Genomic DNA, 23,069 nt, shown 5'->3' on the forward strand with positions numbered 1-23,069 from the left:
CGCCTCCTTTCGTGGCAGCATCAGGAACAGAATTCAACGCACCACAAGGAGAATCCATGAACGTGCTGTTTATCGGGGGCACCGGCATCATCAGCTCGGCCTGTACCCAACTCGCCGCCGAGCGCGGATACAAGCTCTATCTGCTCAACCGGGGCCAGTCGGCGCGGGCGGTGCCTGCGGGCGTCACGCTGCTGCGCGGCGACGTGCGCGACCCGGCTTCACTGACTGCTGCGCTGGGTGATCTCACCTTCGACGCGGTGGTCAACTGGGTCGCCTTCACGCCGGAGCACATCGAGGCTGACCTGGCGGCGTTCCGGGGCCGCACCCGGCAGTACGTGTTCATCAGTTCGGCGTCGGCATATCAGAAACCCGTCTCGCTGCTGCCGATCACCGAATCCACGCCGCTGCACAACCCGTTCTGGCGCTATTCCCGCGACAAGATCGCCTGCGAGGAGCGCCTGATGCGGGCCTACCGCGAGGACGGTTTCCCGGTGACCATCGTGCGGCCCTCGCACACCTACGACCAGACGCTGCTGCCGATGGACGGCGGCTACACCGTCGTCGCCCGGATGCGGGCGGGCAGGCGGGTGATCGTTCACGGCGACGGCACCTCGCTGTGGGTGCTGACCCACCACCGCGATTTCGCCGTGGGTTTTGTCGGCCTGCTGGGCAATCCGCACGCCCTGGGCGAGACGTTTCACATCACTGGCCAGGAGTTGCAGAGCTGGAACGCCATCTTCGCCGAGGTGGCGCGGGCGGCGGGCACCACTGCCGATATGGTGCATCTGCCGTCAGACATGATTGCGGCCTTCGATCCTGAGTGGGGCGCTGGCCTCCTGGGCGACAAGGCCCACAGCGTCATCTTCGACAACACCAAGATCCGGCGGGTCGTGCCCGACTTCAACCCCGTTATTCCCTTTGCACGCGGCGCCGACGAGATCATGGCCTGGCACGACGCCGACCCCGCCCGGCAGGTGATCGACGCCGCTCTGGACACCCGGATGGGCGCCCTGCTGGCCGCCTATGACCGGATGATGAGCTGAGCGTATTCAGGAGTTTCACCAGTCGCCACGCTGCGTTCTCGGTGGTCTGGCGAACACTCAGGCTGGACTGGAACAGGCCCACTCGATTCAGCTTACTGGAGCGCCATGCCACAGACCGACCATCTGACCTATCGCCGCCTCGGCCCGGACGACCTGCCGGTGCTGATAGCGTTCATGACGACGGAAACCTGGCCGTTTCACGGCATTCCGAATCTGAGCCCAGAACAGGTGCAGGGGCAGGCGGAGCGCGGCACCTACTGGGGCGAGGACGTGGAGAGCTGGCTCATCGAGGAAGCGGGCCTGACCGTCGGCTTCGTGCGGCTGTTCGATCTGAGTGACTCTGGCGCCCTGTTCGATCTGCGGCTGAGGGCGGCGGCTCGTGGGCGCGGACTGGGCACAGCCGCCCTGCGCTGGCTGAGCGGGGACCTGTTCGGCGCATATCCGCACCTGAACCGGATCGAGGCGCATACGCTGGTCGGCAACTTGGCCATGCGCAGGGCGCTGCTGCGAACCGGCTTCGTGCAGGAGGCGTACCACCGACAGAGCTGGCGACAGGGTGAGCAGCTTCTGGACAGCGTGGGGTACGCGCTGCTGCGCAGCGACTGGGCGAGCGGCACGGTCACGCCGATTCCGAGCGGCGAGCCTGAGCGCGGCGTCTGAATGCCCTCACTGCCGAGGGTCGGCGAACTGCCCTAAACTCCACCCATGACCCGCCACGCCACCGTTCACCGACGAACCTTAGAGACGGACATCCAGCTCAGCCTCGATCTGGACAATCCGGCGCCGCAAACCCTCAGCACCGGACACGGCTTTTTTGACCACATGCTCGATCAGCTCGCCCGGCACGGACGCCTGGGCCTGAGCGTGGAGGCGCGCGGTGACTTGCCCACCGGGCCGCACCACCTGATCGAGGACACCGGCATCACGCTGGGGCAGGCGCTGACTCAGGCGCTGGGCGACCGGCGCGGCATCGAGCGCTACGGCAGCGCCTTCGTACCGATGGACGAGACGCTGGCGCATGTGGTGGTGGACCTCTCAGGCCGCGCTCACCTGGCCTTCGAGCCGGAGCGGCTGAACGTGTTCGGCGACGCGGCGGATTTTACCCACTACCACCTGCGGGAATTCCTGCGCGGGTTGTGCAACCACGGCGGCGTGACGCTGCATGTGCGCCTGCTGGCCGGGCGGGAAGCGCACCACGTCATCGAGGCGATCATGAAGGCGTTTGCCCGTGCCCTGCGCGACGCCGTACGGGTCAGCAGCGACGTGCTGCCGAGTACCAAGGGTCAACTTTGAGAGCCGAGGCGTGAGCGCTGAAATCCTGCTGCTCGACTACGGCGCGGGCAACCTCCGCAGCGCCGAGAAAGCGCTCCTTCGGGCCGGGCTGAACGTGCGCGTCACCGATCAGCCGACTGAGCTTGGCGGCGCGGCGGGCCTGGTCGTGCCTGGCCAGGGTCACTTCGGACAGGTGATGGACGCTTTCGATGCCAGCGGCTTCCGCGAGCCGCTGCTGGAAGCCGTCCGATCCGGCACGCCGCTGCTGGGCATCTGTGTGGGGATGCAGATGCTGCTCTCCGGCTCCGAGGAGGCGCCGGGCGTGGCCGGGCTGGGGCTGCTGCCGGGCACGGTGCGGCGCTTCGAAGCGGCGCCGGGCCATAAGGTGCCGCAGATGGGCTGGAACAGCCTCGAACCGGTGGGCGACTCGCCGCTGCTGCGCGGCATGGGCACGCCGGGCTACGCCTATTTCGTTCACAGCTACTACGTGCCCTTGGACGTGCAGGCCGATTCAGGCGCCGTCAGCGAGTACGGCGTACAGTTCTGGGCGGCGCTGAGCCAGGGCAACATTCACGCCACTCAGTTTCACCCGGAGAAAAGCGGGGCGCTGGGATTGGCGCTGCTGGAGCGCTTCAAGCGGAATGTGATCGGAGAGGAGTAGGGAAGTGGCAAGATGGGAACGGATCAAGTCCCGCTCCTCCCTCTGTTCCCACAAGCCACACGCCTCCCTCCGCTTTACCTCCCCTTTACACAGGCGCTCAGGTGGCGAAGTCGGCGAGGCAACCTGCCAGTTGCCGCCGGGTTGGACAGTAAGCTGTGCTCATGAACGAGCCTCTGCCCCTCAGTCACGACCTGCTTCAGAAGCTCGCCACGGCAGACCTGGTGCGCCCCGATCAGTTGCTGGGCGCTCACCTGATGACCCAGGGCGGCGCAGACGGCGTGCGCTTCGCGGTCTGGGCACCGAACGCCCAGCATGTCAGCGTGGTCGGCGATTTCAACTGCTGGAACGGCCTGGAACACCCCATGGAGCGGCTGGACTTCGGCTTCTGGGGCGTCTTCGTGCCGGGCGCCGGGGCCGGACACGCCTACAAATACAACGTCACCGGTCAAAACGGCCAGACCGTCCAGAAAGCCGATCCGTACATGGCCCGCGCCGAACTGCGCCCGGCCACCGCCAGCATCGTCTGGCAGAGCAATTACGTCTGGCACGACGAAGAGTGGATGGCTGAGCGCGACCAGGGCGAGGGCACGCCGATCAGCATCTACGAGCTGCACCTGGGCTCCTGGGCACGCGGGCTCGACAACTGGTTCATGAACTACCGCGACCTGGCGCACCGGCTGGCCGACTACGTGACCTGGCTGGGCTACACCAGCGTCGAGTTGATGGGCGTCATGGAGCACCCCTTCGACGGCTCCTGGGGCTACCAGGTGACCGGCTACTACGCGCCCACCGCCCGCTTCGGCACGCCCGACGATTTCAAGTATTTCGTGGACCACCTGCACTCGCGCGGCATTGCGGTGCTGCTCGACTGGGTGCCGGGCCACTTCCCCACCGACGAGCACGGCCTGGCCCACTTCGACGGCGGCCCGCTGTACGAGTACGCCGACCCCCGGCGCGGCTACCACTACGACTGGAACACCTACATCTTCGATTATGGCAGGAGCGAGGTGGTGATGTTCCTGATCGGCTCGGCGCTGCGCTGGCTGGAGGAATACCACATCGACGGCCTGCGGGTGGACGCGGTGGCCTCGATGCTCTACCTGGACTTCTCGCGCACCGACTGGATTCCGAATGTGTATGGCGGCAACGAGAACCTGGAGGCGGCGGCCTTTCTCAAGCGCCTCAACGAGGTGGTGGCCCACCGGGTGCCCGGCGCCGTCATCATCGCCGAGGAGAGCACCAACTACGCCGGGGTGACCACGCCCGCGCCGTATGGCCTGGGCTTTTCCTACAAATGGGCCATGGGCTGGATGAACGACTCGCTGGCCTACGTCGAGAAAGACCCGATTTTCCGCCAGTACGAGCACCACAAACTGACCTTCTACAACGTCTACCGCAACACCGAGAAGTTCGTGCTGGCGCTCTCGCACGACGAGGTGGTCCACGGCAAGGGCAGTCTGCTGCGCAAGATGCCCGGCGACCAGTACGCCCAGATGGCGGGATTGCGAACCTTCTACACCTACATGTGGACCACGCCCGGCAAGAAGCTGCTGTTCATGGGCCAGGAATTCGCCCAGGGCACTGAATGGAATTTCGATGCCGAGCTGCCCTGGTATCTGACCGATCTGCGCGACCACCGGGGCGTAATGCTGCTCATCCGCGACCTGAACAGGCTCTACCGGCAGTATCCGGCCCTGCATGCCGGGGACCACACCGAGGCGGGCCTGAGCTGGCTCAACGCCGACGACGCGGGGGCGAGCACCTACAGCTACCTGCGCCGCGACCCGGCGAGCGGCGACTGGCTGCTGATCGTGCTGAACATGACCCCGGTGTTCCGCCAGGGCTACACGCTGGGCGTGCCCCAGGCCGGTGAATACAGCGTGCTGCTGAGCACCGACGCGGGCGAGTACGGCGGTTTCGGCACCCAGCAAGCCGACCTGCGCACCCAGGACGGCGGCGCCTACGGCCAGCCCTACCGCTTGCTGGTCAACCTGGCGCCCAACAGTGCGCTGATTCTGGCGCCACCGCCGAGGCCCGTCGCCTCCGACATCAGCACTGTGGGCGCCGCCGAAAGCCCCGCGAGCAGCAGCAAGCCCAGGGCCAAAGGCAAGAAAACGCCCGCTGGCGTGTCGATGAAGCCGGGAAAACAGCCGAGTGACGAAACCGCCTGAGCCCGCACCACACCCGCCCGGCCCGAACCGGCTGGCCGCCGTCAGCCTGGGGCTGTTGCTGCTCGCCGCGCTGCTGCTGTTCGCGCCGCTGCTGGGCTACCGGGTGCCGGTCTGGGTACTGGCGCTGCTGCTGGCCGCCCGGCTGGGCGTGCAACTGCTGCGTGCCCGCAGCGACGCCCGGCTGCGGCGCCCGGTGAGCTGGCTGCTCGACGCGGCGCTGATTGCGCTGCTGCTGACTACCCGCCCGGTCTGAACCGGTCTGTAAGGCACGCCGTCCCTCAAAGCCGTAAGCTCTTAGCCATGATCCGTTTCCAGAAAACCGACGCCCTGCATCCGGAGAAGCAGACCACCCTCATTCTCGATGTGCTGCCGCTGCTGGCCTTCGCCACCGGCTTCGTGATCGTGCGCAGCATCCTGGGCAACCTGGCGGCGCCGCCCAGTCGGCCCACACCGCCACAACTTGAGCTAAGGTAAGCGCATGACGCAGGCCAATACCATTCAACTGTTTCGCAGCAACTCCAGTGGTCGCAACATCGTCCCCGGCTGGATGCAGCTCAACCCCAGCAAGCCCGACACCATCGAGATTCAGGTGGACCTCGACGCCTCGGACCTGGGCAGGGCGCAGGCCACGCTGCTGATCGAGTACTGGCCCAACCCCGGCGAGCTGGGCCTTCAGAGCCTGTTGCCGGTGCGCGCCTTTACCTCATCGAAGGAGGGCTGGTGCCTGCTCGTTCCCGCCCAGGGCCAGGTGCTGATCCGCGCCATCGACACCGAGCCCTCGCCGCCGCTGCTCTCGGCGCACGGCATCACCCTGGAGCCCGCCACGCCCGTCGGCACGGTGGTCAACGTCAAGGTGAACTTCCCCGACAGCCAGGTGCCAAACGACGTCAGCGGCCTGCAACTCAATAGCTGAGCGCCCGACTTCCCACCCCCACTGGCCCCCCACCACCAGGGGTAAGCGTCCAAGCTCAAAACGTAAAGAACGCCACCTCGTGATGGGGCGGCGTTGCGTATGCTGCCGGTATGACCCGTTCCTACACCGACACCCGCACCGAGCAGGGCCGAATCCGGTTCCTGCTCGGCAGCGGCGTCGTGGTGCTGGTGACGGAAGGCCCCGGCTGGGCGCACACTCAGCGCTTTTCCAGCCTGGACGACGCGGCCCTGGGGCTGGCGCTCAACCCGCAGGTGCCGCAGGAGCTGTACCTTCAGGCGCTGGGCGAGCTGTGCCAGCAGATCAGCTTTTTCGGGCACCTCGGCGCGGCGTAGGGAGCGGGCCGTTTCCCGTTTTCTAGCGCTTGCCCTCTAAGCCGCGCTCTGATACACTTGCGAGCGGTGTTTTGCGCTTGGTAGGGTGCATGACTGCCGGGCGCAGCCCCGGCGAGGTCCACGGCCACTGCCCCCGCAGCCTGGCCGACGTGACCTGTGAAGTGCTGCCACAGCCACCCATACTTTCTGGCGGTCGTTCCCGACCTTAGTTCACTGGAGCCTTCAACGTGAAAACCTACACCCCCGAACTGCCTGAGAACGCCGATCAGAACTGGATCGTGGTCGACGCAGCGAACATTCCGCTGGGCCGCCTGGCCACCCTGGTCGCCAGCCGCATCCGTGGCAAGCACCGCCCGGATTTTACCCCCAACATGATTCTGGGCGATTTCGTGATCGTGCTCAACGCCTCGCAGGTGACGTTGACCGGCAAGAAGATGGACCAGAAGCTCTACTCGCGCTACAGCGGCTACCAGGGCGGTCTCAAGCAGGAAACCGCCCGCAGCCTGATCGCCCGCGCCCCGGAGCGCGTCATCGAGCACGCCGTCTTCGGCATGTTGCCCAAAGGTCGCCAGGGCCGCGCCATGCACAGCCACCTCAAGGTGTACCCCGGCGAGCAGCACCCCCACAGCGCCCAGAAGCCCACCAAGCTGGAGACCAACTGATGCCTACCGAACAGTTCTACGGCACCGGACGCCGCAAAACCGCCGTCGCCCGCGTGTTCCTGCGCCCCGGCGAGGGCAAGATCACCGTCAACGGCAAAGAGTTCCAGGCGTACTTCCGTGGCCTGCTCCGCGCCTTCAATGCCCTCCAGGCGTTCCGTGAAACCGGCACTGCCGGACGTTACGACGCCTACATCACGGTGGCGGGCGGTGGCCCCAGCGGCCAGGCCGACGCCATCAAGCTGGGCATCTCGCGGGCGCTGCTGAAGGTCAACCCCGACTTCCGCATTCAGCTCAAGCCCAAGGGCCTGCTGACCCGCGACCCCCGCGAGGTCGAGCGCAAGAAGTACGGCCTGAAAAAAGCCCGCCGCGCGCCCCAGTTCAGCAAGCGCTGAGCCGAAGCGAGTACGAACAGTCCCTCTCCCTTGGTGGAGGGGGCTTTTTCGTGTTGTGGAGCGGAGACGCTGCCTGGTCGCCCCCTCACCCTTCCGCAAGGGCGAGGGACTAACAGCGTTCTGTTCAAGTATAGTTCAAACCTTGTATTACTCCGAGAACAGCACAAGGTTTGTTTAATTAGCCCTCTCACTGTGTTCAGGGCAAGAATCTCTTTAAAATCGGTGTTTATCAGCGTGCAGAACGACCACAAATCCGACACAGCCCCCCACCTCCCGCCCTTGCATTCATCCATACCGACGCAGCCCACTCCGCCCGCTAGGCTGGGCACCATGAATGACGTTCCCTACGCCCTGCGGATGATCTGGCAGCGGCTGTGTTTCATGCACTGGGCGGTGGACGCGCGGACGCTGCGCCCCCACATTCCGGAGGGCCTGACGCTGGACACCCACCAGGGCCGGGCCTACCTCGGCGTGGTGCCGTTCGTCATGTCGGGCGTGGCGCCGCGCGGCCTGCCGACGGTCAGCGGCTTATCGGAGTTTCCGGAACTCAATTTGCGCACCTACGTCACCGACGCGCAGGGCCACGCAGGCGTCTGGTTTTTCAGTCTGGACGCCACGCAACCCATCGCCGTGCGCCTGGCGCGGGCAGGCTTTCATCTCCCCTACTTCGACGCCCGGATGTGGAACCGTGAGCGCGGTGACGTCACCGAGTACGCCAGCGTCCGGACGCACCGGGGCGTGACGGCAGGCGCGTTTGCGGGCGCGTACCGTCCGGTGGGGCCAGTCTTCACTTCAGAGCCGGGCAGCCTGGAGATGTGGCTGACCGAGCGTTATTCCCTGTTCAGCGCCTCCGGCAGCCGCATCTACCGGGGCCGCATCTGGCACGAGCCCTGGCCGCTGCAACGCGCCGAGGCCGAGATCCGGGTCAATACCCTGGCCGAGTTGATCGGCATGAAGCTGGAAGGCGAGCCGCACCTGCTCTACGGCGAGCGGCTGGAGGTGAGGGCCGGGCTGATTACTTGGCTGTAGTGTCACTCAGGGGCAAGACCTTCCAGCAAAAACGGCGCGTCCATACCACGCTTCGCCGCTTCCCGCGCCACTTCCGGTGCGAAATTCAGCGCCAGCGCCGCCTGATAACTGCGCCGCGCCAGATCGCGTTCGCCCTGCGCGTCGCGGACCTGGCCCAGCCTGGCGAGCACCAGCCCCGGCAGGCTGCGCGGGTGGTCGCTCAGCGCGTGGGCGGCGCGTTCGAGCAGGCTGCGGGCGCTGGCCAGATCGCCGGTCGCCAGGTAAATCCCCGCCGCGTGGTAATCGAGTTCGGCCTGGGGCGTGATCGGGTCGCCGGTTTCGCGGGCCAGGGCTTCGATCAGCGCCGACAGGTCATCGTCGTCGCGCAGTTGTCCGGCCCGGTCCGCCAGGGCACGCAGGCGGGACGCCTCGCCCGGCTGGAAGGCAACGTCTGGCAGGGCAGCACCGGGGAGGCGTTCCAGCAGCCCTGCCAGGTCGTCGAGGGCCACCAGGGCGGCGCCGGACTGACCCTGCAACCGCTCGGCCAGCTCATCCAGGCGGCGGACCTGATGACGGGTGCCGGGGCCTTCGTCCAGCGCGGCGGCGAGGGCGGCGTGGTAGCGGCGGATCAGGTCGAGTGTGTCAGGACTAATCGCCCGTTCCAGCGTCATGGGCGTGGACAGCAGCTCGGCCAGCTCGGCCTCGGCGGCGGCGGCCTGCTTCAGTCTGGCCTTGCCCTGCGGATACTGGGGCAGGAATTCGAGCAGTTGGCTGTACTCGGCCTCGGCCCAGGCCCAGTCGGGCGAGACCTCCTGCACGCTGAGTCGATCCGCCCCGAAGGCGTCACGGGCGGGGTGTTCGGGGTCGGGACCGCTGGCCCACAAGACGCTGCTCAGCTTCAGGCCGCGCACGAGTTCGGTCAGCGTCGCCGCGTTGTACTGGGGCGAGAGCCGCAGCAGGTCGCCCAGATCGGGGAGGAGGGTGAGGGGCATTGGAGGTGATTGTAGCGGGGTGGGGAGCGTAAACTGGCTTCAAGCAACTGAGGAGGAAAATGAGCGAATACTACTCCATCACCTTCAGATACATGTCCAGATATAACAAATTTGAGCTGATACGAGAACTTCTAACGGGAGATTGGACGTTGGAGTTTAACGGGATGATGAAATATCTCCCCAAAGCGCCTAATGACGATACACGTGATCCATATGGCGAGGATTTTGTTTGCGAGCCTTATGATCTAGCCAAATACATGAACGTCGCCCAGACTCAGTACAGCTCTGAAGAAAATATTTCATTCTCTGCTATTACGCAGGCTCTTCAATGGCCCTTATTATTCTTCTTCGATGCAGACGGATCAATAAATGTGAGTTTCACGTATCTCGATGTGACGTTTTCAGAGGGGTACAAGCTGGCTGACCTCAATCTTGTTTTGCTGAACTTATTCAAGTTTTTTCACAGCAACCACTGCGACATTCTGAATTACAAAGTCGAATGGGGCGATTGACCCGGCTGCGACTCCTCCGCCTCACCCCTTCGGCACACTCTTGCTGCCCCGCCCCACCCTCAGCACGTCGGTGACGCTTTCGATCTGCCGGAGTTGATTGGCGAGCCGGACCAGTTCGTGCTGATCTTCGACGGCCAGGCGAAGCGAAATATGCGCCACACTGTCGGCGCCCACGCCCGCGCTGATTTTCATGGGGCTGTGCTTGAGGGCCACCAGCAGGTTCAGCACGTCGTGCAGCAGACCACTGCGGTCCTCGGCCACCACGTCGAGGTCCACGATGGCGTTGCCGCGCTGGCCGGGGTCCCAGGAGGCGGCCACGCAGCGCTCCGGCTCGTCTCTGAGCAGCCGCACCATGTTCGAGCAGTCGATGCGGTGAACGCTGACACCCCGGCCCCGCGTCAGGTAGCCCATGATCTGGTCGCCGCGAATCGGTGAGCAGCAGTTGGCCAACTTGGTGACGGTGGTAAAGCCCTCCACATAGACGCCGCCCGGCTCGACCAGACGTCGGGCAGGCGCCCGCACAGGCCGCTGCTCCTGCTCAAGCTGGGGGGCCAGGGCGCGGGCCACGGCGCCGGGCGTGAGTTTGCCCGCGTGGATGGCCAGGTACAGATCGTCGGGGTTGCGCGAGCCCGCCAGCTTGGAACTCACGTCTTCCAGAATCTTGGTGCGCATCAGTTGCCGGACCGGCAGTTGCCGTTTGCGCAGGTAGCGTTCCAGCACGTCGTGGCCGTTTTGCAGCGCCTCGTGGCGCTCCAGCACCAGGAAGTGATGCCGAATCTTGCTGCGGGCACTGCGGGTCGTGGCGAAGTTCAGCCAGTCGCGGCTGGGCTTGGAACTCTTGTTGGTGACGATCTCCACCATGTCGCCGTTTTTGAGCTTGTGGCTCAGCGGCACAATCGAGCTGTTGACCCGCGCCCCGATGGTGGTGTCTCCGATGCGCGAGTGGATGTGGTAGGCGAAATCGACCGGCGTGGCGCCCTGCGGCAAGCTCACCGTGTCGCCCTTGGGCGTGAACACGAAGACCCGCCCGCCCAGGATGTCGTTTTTCACGGCGTCCACGAAGTCCGAGGCGTCGGTGATGTCGCGCTGGAACTCGCGGAGCTGGACCATCCAGTCCTCGCGGTCCTTGACGGCCAGGCCCTCGCCGCCCTTGTACATCCAGTGGGCGGCCACGCCGAATTCGGCGATCTCGTGCATCCGGCGCGAACGAATCTGCACCTCGATGGGCTGGCCGCCCTGGCTGATGACGGTGGTGTGCAGGCTCTGGTAGCCGTTGGGTTTGGGCACCGCGATGTAGTCCTTGAAGCGGCCCGGAATCGGCGACCACATGCTGTGAATGATGCCCAGCGAGTGGTAGCAGACCCGTTTTTCACGGGCGACTTCCGAGCGGTCCTTGGTCTTGCCGGGCGGGGCGTTGACCGGCTTGGGCGTCAGAATCAGCCGGATGGCCAGCAGGTCGAAAATCTGCTCCAGGGCCTTGCCCTCCTTTTGCATCTTAACGTGGATGCTCCAGAGGTGCTTGCTGCGCCCGGCGATGTCGATCTCCTCGATCCATTCCGGCAGTTCCGGATCGTCGAGCAGTTCATGGCGCAGTTGCTCGATGGCCTGCAAGATATGGGCCTCGCGCTCCTCCTGGCGGGTGCGCAGCCGGATTTTCAGCGAGTTGTAGGCGGGCGGGTCGAGGTACTGAAAGCTCAGGTCTTCGAGTTCCCATTTGATCTGCCCGATGCCCAGCCGGTGCGCCAGCGGCGCGAAGATCTCGATGGTCTCGCGGGCGATGCGCTGCTGCTTTTCGGGCTTCATGCTGGAGAGCGTGCGCATGTTGTGCAGCCGGTCAGCCAGTTTGACGATAATCACCCGGATATCGCCGGTCATGGCGATCAGCATCTGGCGCAGGTTTTCCGATTGCTCGTCGTGCAGGTTGGCGCTGAGCTTGGTGAGCTTGCTGACCTTGGTTTCGCCCTCGACGATGCGGCGCACGTCCTCGCCGAACTGCGCCTCGATCATCTCGAAGGTGACGTATTCGACGTCTTCCACCGTATCGTGGAGCAGCCCCGCCGCGATGGCGTCGGTGTCCATGCCCAGCTCGCTGAGAATGCGGGCCACCGCCACCGGATGCGTGATGTACGGCTCGCCACTTTTGCGGCTGACACCCTCATGCGCCTGCCGAGCGAACTCGTAGGCGGCGTCTATCTTTTGGCGTTCTTCCGGGGGGCGGGTCGCCAGCAGGGGGCGAAGTTGTTCCATACCGTGCACAGGGCTCAGAATAGCGAACTGCCCGGCACCGTGTCTGTCATCAGCACCGTGTCTGTAACCAGCACTGTGTCTGTAACCAGCACCGTGTCTGTTGCGAGCGCCGTGCCTGTTGCGGCTGACGGCGACGGTACAGAAAACGGTACAGAAAAAGCCCGCCTCACCGTGAAGGCGAAGCGGTCGTAGCGGAACTGAGATTGGCAACGGGCCGCAGCCCGCATAAGGTTCAGATACAGCAGCAGAGAAGGTTTAGCGCTTGACGCGCACAGGCACCGGGACCGGCTGAGGCTGGGCGCTGGGATTGCGCAACGTCTCGCGCAGCCACTGGATGAATTCCTTGAGTCTCATGCCCCGATTCTAGGCCCACCATCCTCAAGCAGATGCGCGTAACCTTACCATCGCCTGGGAGTGCCCCCAGTGGGGGTGTACGCCAGGGTACACGGCGGGACAAGTCGCCCAGAATCCTCGCTGAGCGGCCTTCTGAGCCGCGAGTCTGGGATGAGCAAATCTGTCGTCACCCTGAGCCGGAGCGGAGGATGACAACTTGTGGACAGCAGCGGCGCTCAACGGCACAATGACATACAGCACGTTCAGGACAGGTGCGTTACCTCCGGGTGCCGCCGAACATGCCGATCAGGTCTTCGAGTGGGTTTCCGGCCTGCTGGCCCTGCTGAGGCTGCTGACCACCTTGCTGACCGCCCCCGCCCAGCACGCTGCCGAGCAGGCCACCCAGCCCGCCCTGGCCTCCCTGGCCGCCCATCAGCCCGCCGAGCATGCCGCTGAGATCACCCATACCGCCCTGCTGCTGGGGCTGCTGCGCCTGGGGCTGCTGCTGGCCGCCGCCGAGCAGGCTCCCCAGCATGCCGCCGAGGTCGCCCATGCCGCCCTGCTGAGGCTGTTGCTGCTGCCCGCCGCCCAACATGCCGCCGAGCATCCCGCCCAGACCGCCTGCCGCGCCACCGCCCAGCACGCTGCCGAGGATGCTGCCCAGGCCGCCCAGATTGCCCACGGCGCCGCCTGCACCGCCCGCGTTCCGGTTGCGGCTCAGATACGCCATCACCAGCGGGGCCGCCATCGAGATGACCTGCGTGGCGACCTGGGGGCTGATTCCGGCCCGCTGGCTGACCGCGTTCACGGCGGCGCCCTGCTGGTCGCCAAACACATGCCCGGCGATGCGCTGGCCGTCGTCGAGGTTGGGCATGCTGCCCTGCCCGAACTGATCGAGGGCGCTGCCGTCGTGCTGGTCCATCGCCTGCGAGAGCCGCTCGGCGTGCGCCGGGTCCTGGGCGTTGGCGCCCATCTGGCTGATCATCAGCGGCACGGCGGCTTCCAGGGCCGACTGCATCTGATCGGGGGCGACGCCGAGTTGCTGACTGGCCTGCGCGGTCTGGCTCTGGCCGAGGCCGAGCGCGTTCAGAATATCCATATGGGCAGTAGAGGCCCGCGCGGCGCGGCGCAGTGATGAGGAAGGTAAAGGACAGCTTTAGATAACGTGAGTTGGTGCACGGTTGGGTTAACGTGGGGCGCCGGGCCGCGCTCTATGCTTTGCGGACTGCGGACACCTGCTCTGTAGACACCTGCTTTGTGGACACCTCGGCGGCTCACCATTCCATGACGCGGCGGTATTAGGGTTCACTGGCCGGAGATCAAGAGCAGATGAAGCGCTGAAATCAAATCACAAGCACCACCCTGGGGGAATCACATGCACGGACCTACGAAAACGGCCATCTGGATGCTCGGCCTCACGCTCACCCTGAGCGCCTGCACGCCGACCATGACCAACCGGGCGCCCCAACCCGTCAACGTCACCGTGCTGGGCCTCAACGACTTTCACGGCAACCTGCTGCCCACCGGCTTTTCAGGCGTCAAGGTTCCCGATCCCAAGGACGCGACCAAGACGGTCAACCTCTCGACGGGCGGCGCGGAGATCATCGGCGGCTACGTGGACAGCGTGCGGGCGGCCAACCCCAACACCGTCTTCGTGGGCGGCGGCGACCTGATCGGGGCCAGCCCTGTGATCAGCAGCCTGCTGCGCGACGAGCCGAGCGTGGACGCCCTGAGCGCCATCGGCATGCACGCCAGCGCACTGGGCAACCACGAGTTCGACCAGGGCCTGAGCGAGCTGCTGCGGATGCAAAACGGCGGCTGCGCCAGCAACGCCCCCGACAAAGCCTGCAAGTTCGAGGCTGCCTACGCGGGCGCCAAGTTCAAATGGCTGGGCGCCAACGTCGAGGACAAGACCACCGGCAAGAACCCCTTCCAGCCGTACTACATCGAGGAAATCGGCGGCGCCAGGGTCGCCTTCGTGGGCGCCGTGACCAAAACCACGCCGGGCATCGTCTCGCCCAGCGGCGTCGCCACGCTGAACTTCCTCGACGAAGCCGACTCGGCCAACAAGTACGTGCCGGAGCTGAAAAAGCTGAACGTGGACGCCATCATCTTGCTGATCCACGAGGGCGGCGAGGCCAAGAACCCCGACGGCACGGCTGATCTGGCGGCGTACATGAAGGGCGGCTGCATGAACCTGTCCGGCGCCATCGTGGACATCACCAAGCGGCTCGATCCGGCCTTCAATGCCGTCATCAGCGGCCACTCGCACAAGGGCTACAACTGCCTGGTCGGCACCACGCCGGTCATTCAGGGCGACTTCTACGGCCACCTGCTCCAGCGCCTCGACCTGAGCGTGGACAAGGCCAACCACAAGTTGCTGTCGATCAAGGCCGAGAACGTGTTGATGGACGCCAGCGCCACCACCAAGCTGCCCAAAAGTGCGGCCATGACCGCGCTGGTCGCCAAAGCCAAGGGCCTGACCGACGCCGTGAGCAAGACGGTCGTGGGCAAGCTGAGCGCCGCCCAGATTTCGCGCGGCAACAACGACGCGGGCGAGAGTGCCCTGGGCGACGTGATCGCCGACTCGCAGCTCGCCGCCGCCAGCGCCGCCGCGCAGGGCAGCGCCGTGATCGCCCTGATGAACCCCGGCGGCATCCGCGCCGACCTGCTCGCCAGCGCCGAGGGCAACAGCGTGACCTTCGGCGACGCCTTCGCGGTGCAGCCGTTCGGCAACACCCTGACGGTGGTGACGCTGACCGGCGCCCAGCTCAAGACCGTGCTGGAGCAGCAGTGGCAGGGCCAGCCAGGCGGCCCGCGCCTCCTCCAGATTTCCAGGGGCCTGACCTACACCTATGACCTGAGCCAGCCGGACGGCTCGAAGGTCGTGGCGGGCAGCCTGAAGCTGGGCGGCGTGGCCATCGACCCGGCGGCCAAGTACCGCGTGGTCGACAACAGCTTCCTGGCCGACGGCGGCGACGCCTTCGCGGAATTCAAGAACGGCACCGACCGCCTCTCGCAGCCCAACCTGGGCGACGTGGACGCCTTTATCGCCTACCTCAAGGCCAACAGCCCGGTGAGCGGCGGGGCGCAGGACCGGATCGTTAAAAAGTAAAACCCTCACCCCTGGCTGCGCCAGGCCCTCTCCCAGAGCGGGAGAGGGTCATTTTTTTGTAGCCTATACCGCCTCATACGGGATTAAAGTGATTCCACGCCATCAAACGACCCCTCCCTCTCCCGCAAAGGGCGAGGGATCAAAAGTGAATAGTCTGAACTCATTTTAATCTCGTATCAAAACCAATTCAATGTCCTGTCCTGTTCATCCATTCAAATCGCTGGAACCTCCCGAAAAGAAACCACAAGCCGACTCTCCTCAACCACGTCTCAGCTTCTTGCGCTCAGACACCGCCAGCTCGTCGACCCGCTCGTTCTCGGCGTGCCCGGCGTGCCCCTTGACCCAGATGAAGGTCAGGGCGTGGCGCCTGGCCTGCAACACCAACTCTTCCCAGAGGTCCTGATTTTTTACCGGATCGCCCCCCGCCGTCTTCCAGCCGTTGCGCTGCCATTTGAGCACCCAGGCGTCGGTAAAGGCCTTGCGCAGATACTGGCTGTCGGTCACGACCCGCACCTGGCAGGGCCGCTTGAGCGCCCTGAGCCCTTCGAGCAGGCCGGTGAGTTCCATGCGGTTGTTGGTGGTGCCGCCCGCATGGCCGCTGAGTTCGGTCAGTTGATCGCCGTATCTGAGAATGGTGGCCCAGCCGCCGTGCCCGGCCTGGGTATCGCAGGCGCCGTCACTGAACAGGGTCACGCTGTTGCCCGCCACCGGCACCGTGGGCTGGATGCAGGCCCGGAGCGGCAACAGGTCGCGTGCGGCGGTCTGGGCCTTTCTGGCGGCTTTCTGGGCGGCGGTCTGAGGCGGCGCTCGGTAGGCGGGAGACTTGCGGGTCATGAAGGTTCAGAGTCTAGGGCATCGAGCTGTGAAGAATGCAGCCAGGCAGGCACGCAGCCGGGAGGCACGCTCAGCGCGAACCGGGCAGTCCTGGGCGCCTCTACGGCTTGACCGGCTTGACCTTTCCTCCAGCTCGTTCTCCACCTCGTTCTCTATCTGGTCCTCCAGCTCGGAGCGCCAGGCCGAACGCCCCGCCCGGCGGCTTGCCATACTGAAGGCCATGAAGCTCCGGTTCGCTGACCTCTTCTCACTGCTGCGCGACGCGGTAAACGCCTTCAACCAGGACAACGCGCCCCGGCTGGCCGCCGCCATCGCCTACTACGCCATCTCCTCGATTGGCCCGATCCTGTTTCTGATTATCACCTTCGCAGGCATCATTTTCCGGGGCCAGGACACCGACCAGATCACCCTGAAGATCACCGACGTGATTCAGAACACGCTGGGCAGCAACACCGATCCAACAACCGCCGCAAGCCTCAACGAGTTTGTGGGTACGCTGGTCAAGAGCCTGAATGAACAGTTTAAAAGCAACAGCGCCAACACGCTGGCGGTCTTCATCGGCTTCATCACCCTGTTTCTGACGTCCACCGGGCTGTTCTTGCAGCTTCAGGGCGCACTCAATACCTTATGGGACGTCAAACCCAGGCCCGGTTTCGGCGAGGTGGTCCGGACCCGGCTGATCGGATTTTTAATGGTCATTGTGTTTGGGGCGCTGGTGGTCGCCTACGTGGCCGTCAACGCCTACCTCAGCGCCCTGACCAAGCATCTCGGCGACGCGGTGGGCCAGGGCGCCAACTTCGCCCGCGTGGGCAGCGCACTGCTGGCGATGCTGTTCTTCACACCAGTCTTCGCCGCGACGTACAAATGGCTCCCGGCGATCAACCTCAAATGGCGCCAGGTCTGGATCGGGGGAGCGGTGACCGCCGTGCTGTTCGTGCTGTCGCAGGCGGCTATCGGCATCTATTTCGCCCGCACCACGCCCGGTAGTGTCTACGGCGCGGCCAGTACGCTGTTCATCGTGCTGCTGTGGATCTACTTTTCGAGCATGGTGGTGTTCTTCGGCGCGGAGGTCACCTGGGTCTACAGCCAGCGCCCCGGCGAGAAGCAGGAGATCGCGGGCGACGAGGGCCAGGCCAGCGTAGACAAAGCCGCCATGCTGGGACTCCAGCCCACCCCCCCGGAGCCGCCGCCGCGCCCTGCCCCGCCCCGCCTGACCCGGATGGAGCCGCCCAGACTCGGCAGCGCCGTCGGCAACGCCCTCCTGGCCGTGCTGGCGCTGCCCGCCGTGCTGGTGCTGGGCGTGCTGCGGGTGCTGGGTGTGCTGCGGAGATTGGCACCAGGGAGGGGGAAGGGGAAGCGGTGAGAAGGGACGGACACCCGTGCCACTCCTCCGCCTGGGCACGCCTGGCCGCCGGGGGAGCCGACGCATTCGCAAAAAGCCGAAGCCCACGCAAGGCCGCAAACCCGCCACTCCCCATCTAGCCCAATCGCCTCATCTAGCCCAATCGCTTCGTCTAGCCCAATCGCTTCGTCTAGCCAATCATTGACGCCGCCTGCCCATCCGGCGTAATGTGAAGCCATGTACGCAGCATTTACCCTCGTGGTAGTACTTCTCAGCTCCGGGGGTTCACGGCGCTAGAGCTGCTGCGCGACGTTCGACCCCCCCTCCCCACACCCAGGGCGGGGGGGGTTTCTTGTAGGGGACACCAAGCAACTCAGAAGGCGGGCCATGAGCGAAATCACAGGGCAGGAATCAGGGCAACCAGAGATGCGAAGCGACATGACCGGCGCCAAGGCGCTGTGGGCCACCCTGGCCGCGCACGGCGTCAGCACGGTGTTCGGCTACCCCGGCGGGGCGATCATGCCGGTGTACGACGCGCTGACCTACTACCCGGAAGTGCGCCACATCCTGGCCCGGCACGAGCAGGGCGCCATTCACGCGGCGGAGGGCTGGGCTAAGGCGACGGGCGAGATCGGCGTGTGCATCGCCACCTCCGGCCCCGGCGCCACCAACCTGGTGACCGGCCTGGCCGACGCCATGATGGACAACGTGCCGCTGCTGGCCATCACCGGCAACGTGGCCCGGCACCTGATGGGCACCGACGCCTTTCAGGAGGCCGACATCACCGGCATTACCCTGCCGATCACCAAGCACAACTACGTGGTGACCGACCCCGACATGCTGCCGACCATCATCGCCGAGGCCATCCGCATCGCCCGCTCAGGCAGACCCGGCCCGGTGCTGGTGGACATTCCCAAAGACGTGCAGCTCGCCGTGTTCAAAGGTGAACTGGCGGCGCCCCACGCCAAGCCGGAACCGGTGGCGCCCCGTCCGGAAGCGCTGGAAGCCGCGCTGGCCCTGCTCAAGACCGCCAGGAAGCCGGTGCTGATGGTCGGCGGCGGCTCACAGGGCGCCAGCAAGGAGATCACCGAGTTCGCCCGCGCCTGGCAGATTCCCACCATCACCACGCTGATGGGCCTGGGCGCCTTTCCGGCCTCGGACCCGCTGTGGCTGGGGATGCCGGGGATGCACGGCAGCGTGGCGGCCAACCACGCCATCTCGCAATCGGACGTGCTGGTGGGCTTCGGGCTGCGCTTCGACGACCGGGTGACGGGCCGGGTCAAGGACTTCGCGCCGAACGCCCAGATCATCCACATCGACCTCGACGCCGCCGAGATCGGCAAGATCGTGCGGGCGCACCTGCCGGTCAAGTCCGACGCTGCGCTGGCCGCTGTGGCCATGACGGCAGACGCTGTGCCGTTCGACCTCCCCGAATGGCAGGCCCAGCTCGACGACTGGAAGACGCGGGGTGAGCACCCGACCACCTGGGGCGCGGCGCAGGCGGTCCGGCAGGTCGTGGCCCGCCTCAAGCCCGACGATATTCTGACGACCGACGTGGGGCAGCACCAGATGCTCGCCGCTCAGCTCGCCCGCTTCGAGAAGCCGCGCCGCTGGCTGACCTCCGGCGGCCTGGGCACGATGGGTTTTGGATTCCCGGCGGGCCTGGGCGCGGCGATGGCCGAACCCGGTGTGGTCAGCATGGTCATCGCGGGCGACGGCGGTTTTCAGATGACGGCCCAGGAACTCGCCACGCTCACCAAGTACGATATCCGCAACGTCAAGATCTGCATCATCAACAATTCCTACCTGGGCATGGTCCGGCAGTGGCAGGAGCTGTTTCACGAGAAGCGCTACTCGGAAGTGTACCTGGGCGACTCGAACCCGGATTTTATCAAGCTGGCCGACGCCTACAACATTCGCGGCTGGCGGGCCGACAACAGTGCCGACCTGGAGAGCGCCATCGACGCCTGGCTCGCGCACGACGGCTCGGCGCTGCTGGAAGTGGTGGTGCCCAACGAGCACGGCGTCTTTCCGATGGTCCCGGCGGGCGCGGCCCTCTACGAGATGATCGAGTCCGAGCCGGTGAAGGTGCCGACGACGGAGGCGGGCAAATGACCGCGCCGATTCCTGACCATCTGGTGTCGGCCCTGGTGCGCGACGAGCCGCGTGTGCTGACCCGCATCACCTCGCTGTTCGGGCGCCGGGGCTACAACATCAAAAGCCTGTCGGTCGGCACCACCGAAGTGCCGGGCGTCTCGCGCATGACCTTTGTCGTCAGCGGCGACCGGGGCGTGGTCGAGCAGGCCATGAAGCAGCTCGACAAGCTCCACGACGTGATTAAGATTATCGATCACTCGCTGGAGAAGTTCGTGGACCGCGAGCTGGTGCTGGTCAAGGTGCGGGTCAAGGACAGCGAGGCGCGGGTGGAGGTGCGCCAGATGGCCGAGGACTTCCGTGCCCGCATCGTGGACGTGGGCCGTCACGCGTTGACCTTCGAGGTCACAGGCGACGAGGGCAAGATCACGGCCTTCACCGAGCAGATGCGCCCTTTCGGCATCCTGGAAACCATGCGCACGGGCCGCATTGCGCTCACGCGCGGCAGCAACGCCGACATTCCCAGCCACGTCTACCACGGCGGCGAGAGCCAGGGTCTTGAGCCGGTGATTCCCACCGCGCCGCGTGAGGAGAAGGCGCGGGAAGTGAATAATCTATTCTGAGTCGGGGTTGACCTAAGCTTATTGGCTTTGGGCTGCGCTGGGAAGACGGTCAGGCTTGCCCCCACCCGGCCTGGCCGCGCCACGTGTTCGCTGCTGTCCTCTAGAACGGCCCGGCCCGCTCCGGCGGCCCAGGCTCTATAGTTCTCTCTGCTACGTCTAACCCAGCGGGCCTGAGTGCCTGTCCCACTCCCCACTTCCCGCCCCAAGGAGCACCCACATGGCCGCCAAAATGTATTACGACAAAGACGTTTCGCTCTCCCCCATCGAAGACAAGCTCATCGCCATCATCGGCTACGGTTCACAGGCGCACGCGCACGCCCAGAACCTGCGCGACAGCGGCCTGAACGTGGTCGTGGGGCTGCGGGAAGGCAGCAGCAGCAAGGCCAAGGCCGAGCAGGCGGGCCTGAAGGTCGTCTCGATTGAGGAGGCGACGAAAAGCGCCGACGTCATCATGCTGCTGATTCCCGACGAGAACCAGCCCAAAACCTACGCCGACCTGATCGCCCCGCATCTGAGCGCAGGCAAGGCGCTGGCCTTCGGGCACGGCTTCAACATTCACTTCGGGCGGATCACGCCCCCGGCTGACGTGGACGTGTTTCTGGTGGCGCCCAAAGGCCCCGGCCACATGCTCAGGCGCGTCTACAGCGACGGCGCGGGCATGCCCAGCATCTTCGCCGTCGAGCAAAACGCCAGCGGCCAGGCCCGCGAGGTGGCGCTGGCCTACGCGCGCGGCATCGGCGGCACCCGCGCAGGCGTCCTCGAAACCACCTTCAAGGAGGAGACCGAAACCGACCTCTTCGGCGAGCAGAGCGTGCTGTGCGGCGGCGTGACCCATCTGATCCAGGCCGGATTCGAGACCCTGGTGGAAGCCGGATACCAGCCGGAAATCGCCTATTTCGAGACCCTGCACGAAGTCAAGCTGATCGTCGATTTGATCTACGAAAAGGGCTTCGAGGGCATGCGCCACTCCATCTCTAACACCGCCGAGTTCGGCGATTACCTGACCGGGCCGCGCATCATCACCTCGGAGACGAAGGCCGAGATGGGCCGCGTGCTGGGTGATATTCAAAGCGGCGCCTTCGCGGCCAAGTTCATTGCCGACGCCGAGAGCGGTTTCCCGTACATGAACGAGCAGCGCGGCAAGATGCGGACCCACACGCTGGAAGTGGTGGGCAAAGAGCTGCGCGACCAGATGCCGTTTATTACGAAGAAAGCGCTGGAAGTGTAAGTGGGCTGGCGCCCGGCTTGTGGCGCGTGGCCTGTGGCTTGTAGAGAAGGCGAAGAGAGGCGGCTCGTTTCCGAATTGGGGGCGGGCCGCTTTCTACTTTCTGAATCTCAGCGGCCCAAATCTCAGCGGCTGAGCCTGGCCTCGATGACCTGTTGCTCGTTGTCCTCGATGACCAGTCGGGCACGTTGACCCATACGCGCCAGCATTTCCGTGATGGTGCCGATGGTCAGGTTGGCGTCGGGGTGTTCGAGCTGGGATATGCGGCCCGACGACACCCCCCAGCGTTCACCGGCTGCTCTGACCGTCAGGCCCTGACGCTCCCTGATGGTCCTGAATGCCTGGCCGACACTGCCGACGGCGACAGCCTGAGCAATCTCGTCCGGGGTCACCCTGACGAAGTGATGGTCAGGCAAGGTTCCCAGTGAAGTTTCATAGTCCTGTGCCTCGCCCAGCAGCGCCAGCAATTCAGCATCTGGAAGCTCGTCAAGGTCGAGGGCAATCTGCCATTCCTGAGCGGTTTTCATGTGGTGTGCTCCTCTCTGGAGTCTGAGCGCCAGAAGCGCGATTTATTCCAATATAATGAACTCTTTTATAAAGCCAGTATTTATTTTGTCGTACAACAGAGAGTGGGTAATCGAGTATGTCAGCAGAATTAGTGAGACAATAGTTGCTATCCATCCAACCCAATTCCCGTATCTCACAAACAAAGTTATACTATTTTTAGGATATATCTTATCTAACAAATACCCCCGCTCTCCGTGTTTAAGGGATGAAATCACATGACCATCAGGAGCGAAGAAAGCGCTTGGGCCAGATTGCGAGGCATGAATAATATATGTATCTGATTAGCGATGCAGGTCCATCAGGGTCCGCACAGGGTCGTGGCCGCGCAGACGGGCGGTTTCGACGACGCTCTTGATCTGGGTGTAGCTGTTGGCACCCCGTGCGTTTTTGCTGCACTGGGACACTTTACGGGTGATGACGACGCTCCGCAGTGCTCGCTCTGCGGCATTATTCGTCGGTGGAATATCAGGATCGTGCAAGAAGTGCAGCAGCCGTCCAGGGCGGTGTTGTTTGAGCAACCCCTGGCGTAGCCGTTCGTTGGCTGGGCTCTTCAGCGGTGAATGATGTAAAGCCTGTTCCAGTCGCAGGGTGAGTCCCTCACCCTGCCGCCCATACTCTGCACGGCTCAACGCACCCTCGTGATACGCCCGGTGCAGTTTGGTCCCCAACCGAAACAGACTCGCCAGCCCTTGCGCGTACAGGTGGCCCCG

At 64.9% G+C, this 23,069-nt stretch carries 24 protein-coding genes; 18 read left to right on the top strand and 6 right to left on the bottom strand.

Annotated elements, in window-relative coordinates:
• Positions 1-56 precede the first annotated feature (56 nt).
• The 12 genes from Q0R23_RS00555 to Q0R23_RS00610 all read left to right on the top strand — a co-directional run bounded on the left by Q0R23_RS00555 (position 57) and on the right by Q0R23_RS00610 (position 8,496).
• A complete protein-coding gene (locus Q0R23_RS00555; RefSeq protein ID WP_293909170.1) occupies positions 57-1,043 on the top strand; it encodes an SDR family oxidoreductase in 987 nt (328 codons plus the stop codon).
• Positions 1,044-1,148: 105 nt separating this feature from the next.
• Entirely contained in the window at positions 1,149-1,703 is a 555-nt protein-coding gene (locus Q0R23_RS00560) for a GNAT family N-acetyltransferase (RefSeq protein WP_293909173.1), read from the top strand.
• 45 nt (positions 1,704-1,748) lie between these two features.
• Complete coding sequence (hisB, locus tag Q0R23_RS00565; RefSeq protein ID WP_293909176.1) at positions 1,749-2,336, top strand: imidazoleglycerol-phosphate dehydratase HisB; 588 nt, start codon at positions 1,749-1,751, stop codon at positions 2,334-2,336.
• Positions 2,337-2,346: 10 nt separating this feature from the next.
• The gene (gene hisH / locus Q0R23_RS00570) at positions 2,347-2,976 is read left to right on the top strand and encodes an imidazole glycerol phosphate synthase subunit HisH (RefSeq protein WP_293909179.1); all 630 of its coding nucleotides are present in this window, start codon (positions 2,347-2,349) and stop codon (positions 2,974-2,976) included.
• Positions 2,977-3,137: 161 nt separating this feature from the next.
• Entirely contained in the window at positions 3,138-5,147 is a 2,010-nt protein-coding gene (glgB, locus tag Q0R23_RS00575; protein WP_293909182.1) for a 1,4-alpha-glucan branching protein GlgB, read from the top strand.
• Positions 5,131-5,400 carry a hypothetical protein gene (locus Q0R23_RS00580; protein WP_293909185.1) on the top strand — a complete coding sequence of 90 codons (270 nt, stop codon included), beginning with the start codon at positions 5,131-5,133 and terminating at the stop codon, positions 5,398-5,400. The genes glgB and Q0R23_RS00580 overlap by 17 nt, the downstream gene beginning before the upstream one ends.
• A gap of 47 nt (positions 5,401-5,447) precedes the next feature.
• Entirely contained in the window at positions 5,448-5,621 is a 174-nt protein-coding gene (locus Q0R23_RS00585) for a hypothetical protein (protein WP_293909187.1), read from the top strand.
• A 4-nt stretch (positions 5,622-5,625) separates the two neighbouring features.
• The gene (locus Q0R23_RS00590) at positions 5,626-6,060 is read left to right on the top strand and encodes a uracil-DNA glycosylase (protein ID WP_293909189.1); all 435 of its coding nucleotides are present in this window, start codon (positions 5,626-5,628) and stop codon (positions 6,058-6,060) included.
• A gap of 110 nt (positions 6,061-6,170) precedes the next feature.
• Complete coding sequence (locus Q0R23_RS00595; RefSeq protein ID WP_293909192.1) at positions 6,171-6,413, top strand: hypothetical protein; 243 nt, start codon at positions 6,171-6,173, stop codon at positions 6,411-6,413.
• 227 nt (positions 6,414-6,640) lie between these two features.
• Entirely contained in the window at positions 6,641-7,075 is a 435-nt protein-coding gene (rplM, locus tag Q0R23_RS00600) for a 50S ribosomal protein L13 (RefSeq protein WP_293909195.1), read from the top strand.
• Complete coding sequence (gene rpsI / locus Q0R23_RS00605) at positions 7,075-7,467, top strand: 30S ribosomal protein S9 (protein ID WP_293909197.1); 393 nt, start codon at positions 7,075-7,077, stop codon at positions 7,465-7,467. Before rplM ends, rpsI begins: the two co-directional genes overlap by 1 nt.
• Positions 7,468-7,797: 330 nt before the next feature.
• On the top strand, positions 7,798-8,496 hold the full coding sequence (locus tag Q0R23_RS00610; RefSeq protein ID WP_293909199.1) for a DUF2071 domain-containing protein: 699 nt from the start codon (positions 7,798-7,800) through the stop codon (positions 8,494-8,496).
• Positions 8,497-8,498: 2 nt separating this feature from the next.
• Here the strand turns inward: Q0R23_RS00610 and Q0R23_RS00615 are convergent, their stop codons facing one another.
• Positions 8,499-9,467, bottom strand: coding sequence for a hypothetical protein (locus tag Q0R23_RS00615; protein ID WP_293909201.1), 969 nt, complete (start codon positions 9,465-9,467; stop codon positions 8,499-8,501).
• A gap of 59 nt (positions 9,468-9,526) precedes the next feature.
• On the opposite strand from Q0R23_RS00615, the gene Q0R23_RS00620 reads away from it, so the two are divergent.
• Positions 9,527-9,979, top strand: a complete 453-nt coding sequence (locus Q0R23_RS00620; RefSeq protein WP_293909203.1) for a hypothetical protein — start codon at positions 9,527-9,529, stop codon at positions 9,977-9,979.
• A gap of 21 nt (positions 9,980-10,000) precedes the next feature.
• On the opposite strand, the gene Q0R23_RS00625 is transcribed toward Q0R23_RS00620, so the two are convergent.
• Complete coding sequence (locus Q0R23_RS00625) at positions 10,001-12,226, bottom strand: bifunctional (p)ppGpp synthetase/guanosine-3',5'-bis(diphosphate) 3'-pyrophosphohydrolase (RefSeq protein ID WP_293909205.1); 2,226 nt, start codon at positions 12,224-12,226, stop codon at positions 10,001-10,003.
• 610 nt (positions 12,227-12,836) lie between these two features.
• Positions 12,837-13,658, bottom strand: coding sequence for a DUF937 domain-containing protein (locus tag Q0R23_RS00630; protein ID WP_293909207.1), 822 nt, complete (start codon positions 13,656-13,658; stop codon positions 12,837-12,839).
• Between the two features lie 276 nt (positions 13,659-13,934).
• Between Q0R23_RS00630 and Q0R23_RS00635 the strand changes: the two genes are divergently transcribed.
• Positions 13,935-15,674, top strand: a complete 1,740-nt coding sequence (locus tag Q0R23_RS00635; protein WP_293909209.1) for a bifunctional metallophosphatase/5'-nucleotidase — start codon at positions 13,935-13,937, stop codon at positions 15,672-15,674.
• A gap of 258 nt (positions 15,675-15,932) precedes the next feature.
• Here Q0R23_RS00635 and rnhA read toward each other — a convergent pair whose 3' ends face one another.
• Positions 15,933-16,508: a ribonuclease HI gene (gene rnhA, locus Q0R23_RS00640; RefSeq protein ID WP_293909211.1), complete on the bottom strand. Its 576-nt coding sequence runs from the start codon at positions 16,506-16,508 to the stop codon at positions 15,933-15,935.
• Between the two features lie 220 nt (positions 16,509-16,728).
• Here rnhA and Q0R23_RS00645 point away from each other — a divergent pair, with 220 nt between their 5' ends.
• The 4 genes from Q0R23_RS00645 (at position 16,729) to ilvC (ending at position 21,795) form a co-directional block, all read left to right on the top strand.
• Positions 16,729-17,871 (top strand): YihY/virulence factor BrkB family protein, encoded by a 1,143-nt coding sequence (locus tag Q0R23_RS00645; protein WP_293909214.1) that lies wholly within the window; start codon positions 16,729-16,731, stop codon positions 17,869-17,871.
• 366 nt (positions 17,872-18,237) lie between these two features.
• A complete protein-coding gene (gene ilvB / locus Q0R23_RS00650; RefSeq protein WP_293909216.1) occupies positions 18,238-19,965 on the top strand; it encodes a biosynthetic-type acetolactate synthase large subunit in 1,728 nt (575 codons plus the stop codon).
• Positions 19,962-20,567 carry an acetolactate synthase small subunit gene (gene ilvN / locus Q0R23_RS00655; protein WP_293909218.1) on the top strand — a complete coding sequence of 202 codons (606 nt, stop codon included), beginning with the start codon at positions 19,962-19,964 and terminating at the stop codon, positions 20,565-20,567. The genes ilvB and ilvN overlap by 4 nt, the downstream gene beginning before the upstream one ends.
• 217 nt (positions 20,568-20,784) lie before the next feature.
• Positions 20,785-21,795, top strand: a complete 1,011-nt coding sequence (ilvC, locus tag Q0R23_RS00660) for a ketol-acid reductoisomerase (protein ID WP_293909220.1) — start codon at positions 20,785-20,787, stop codon at positions 21,793-21,795.
• A gap of 122 nt (positions 21,796-21,917) precedes the next feature.
• Here ilvC and Q0R23_RS00665 read toward each other — a convergent pair whose 3' ends face one another.
• Positions 21,918-22,319 carry a helix-turn-helix transcriptional regulator gene (locus Q0R23_RS00665; RefSeq protein ID WP_293909222.1) on the bottom strand — a complete coding sequence of 134 codons (402 nt, stop codon included), beginning with the start codon at positions 22,317-22,319 and terminating at the stop codon, positions 21,918-21,920.
• 321 nt (positions 22,320-22,640) lie between these two features.
• Positions 22,641-23,069: transposase (locus Q0R23_RS00670; RefSeq protein ID WP_293909224.1), on the bottom strand; the 429-nt coding region annotated here is incomplete at its 5' end.

The sequence above is a fragment of the Deinococcus sp. genome (genome assembly GCF_025362455.1).
Classification (GTDB): Bacteria; Deinococcota; Deinococci; order Deinococcales; family Deinococcaceae; genus Deinococcus.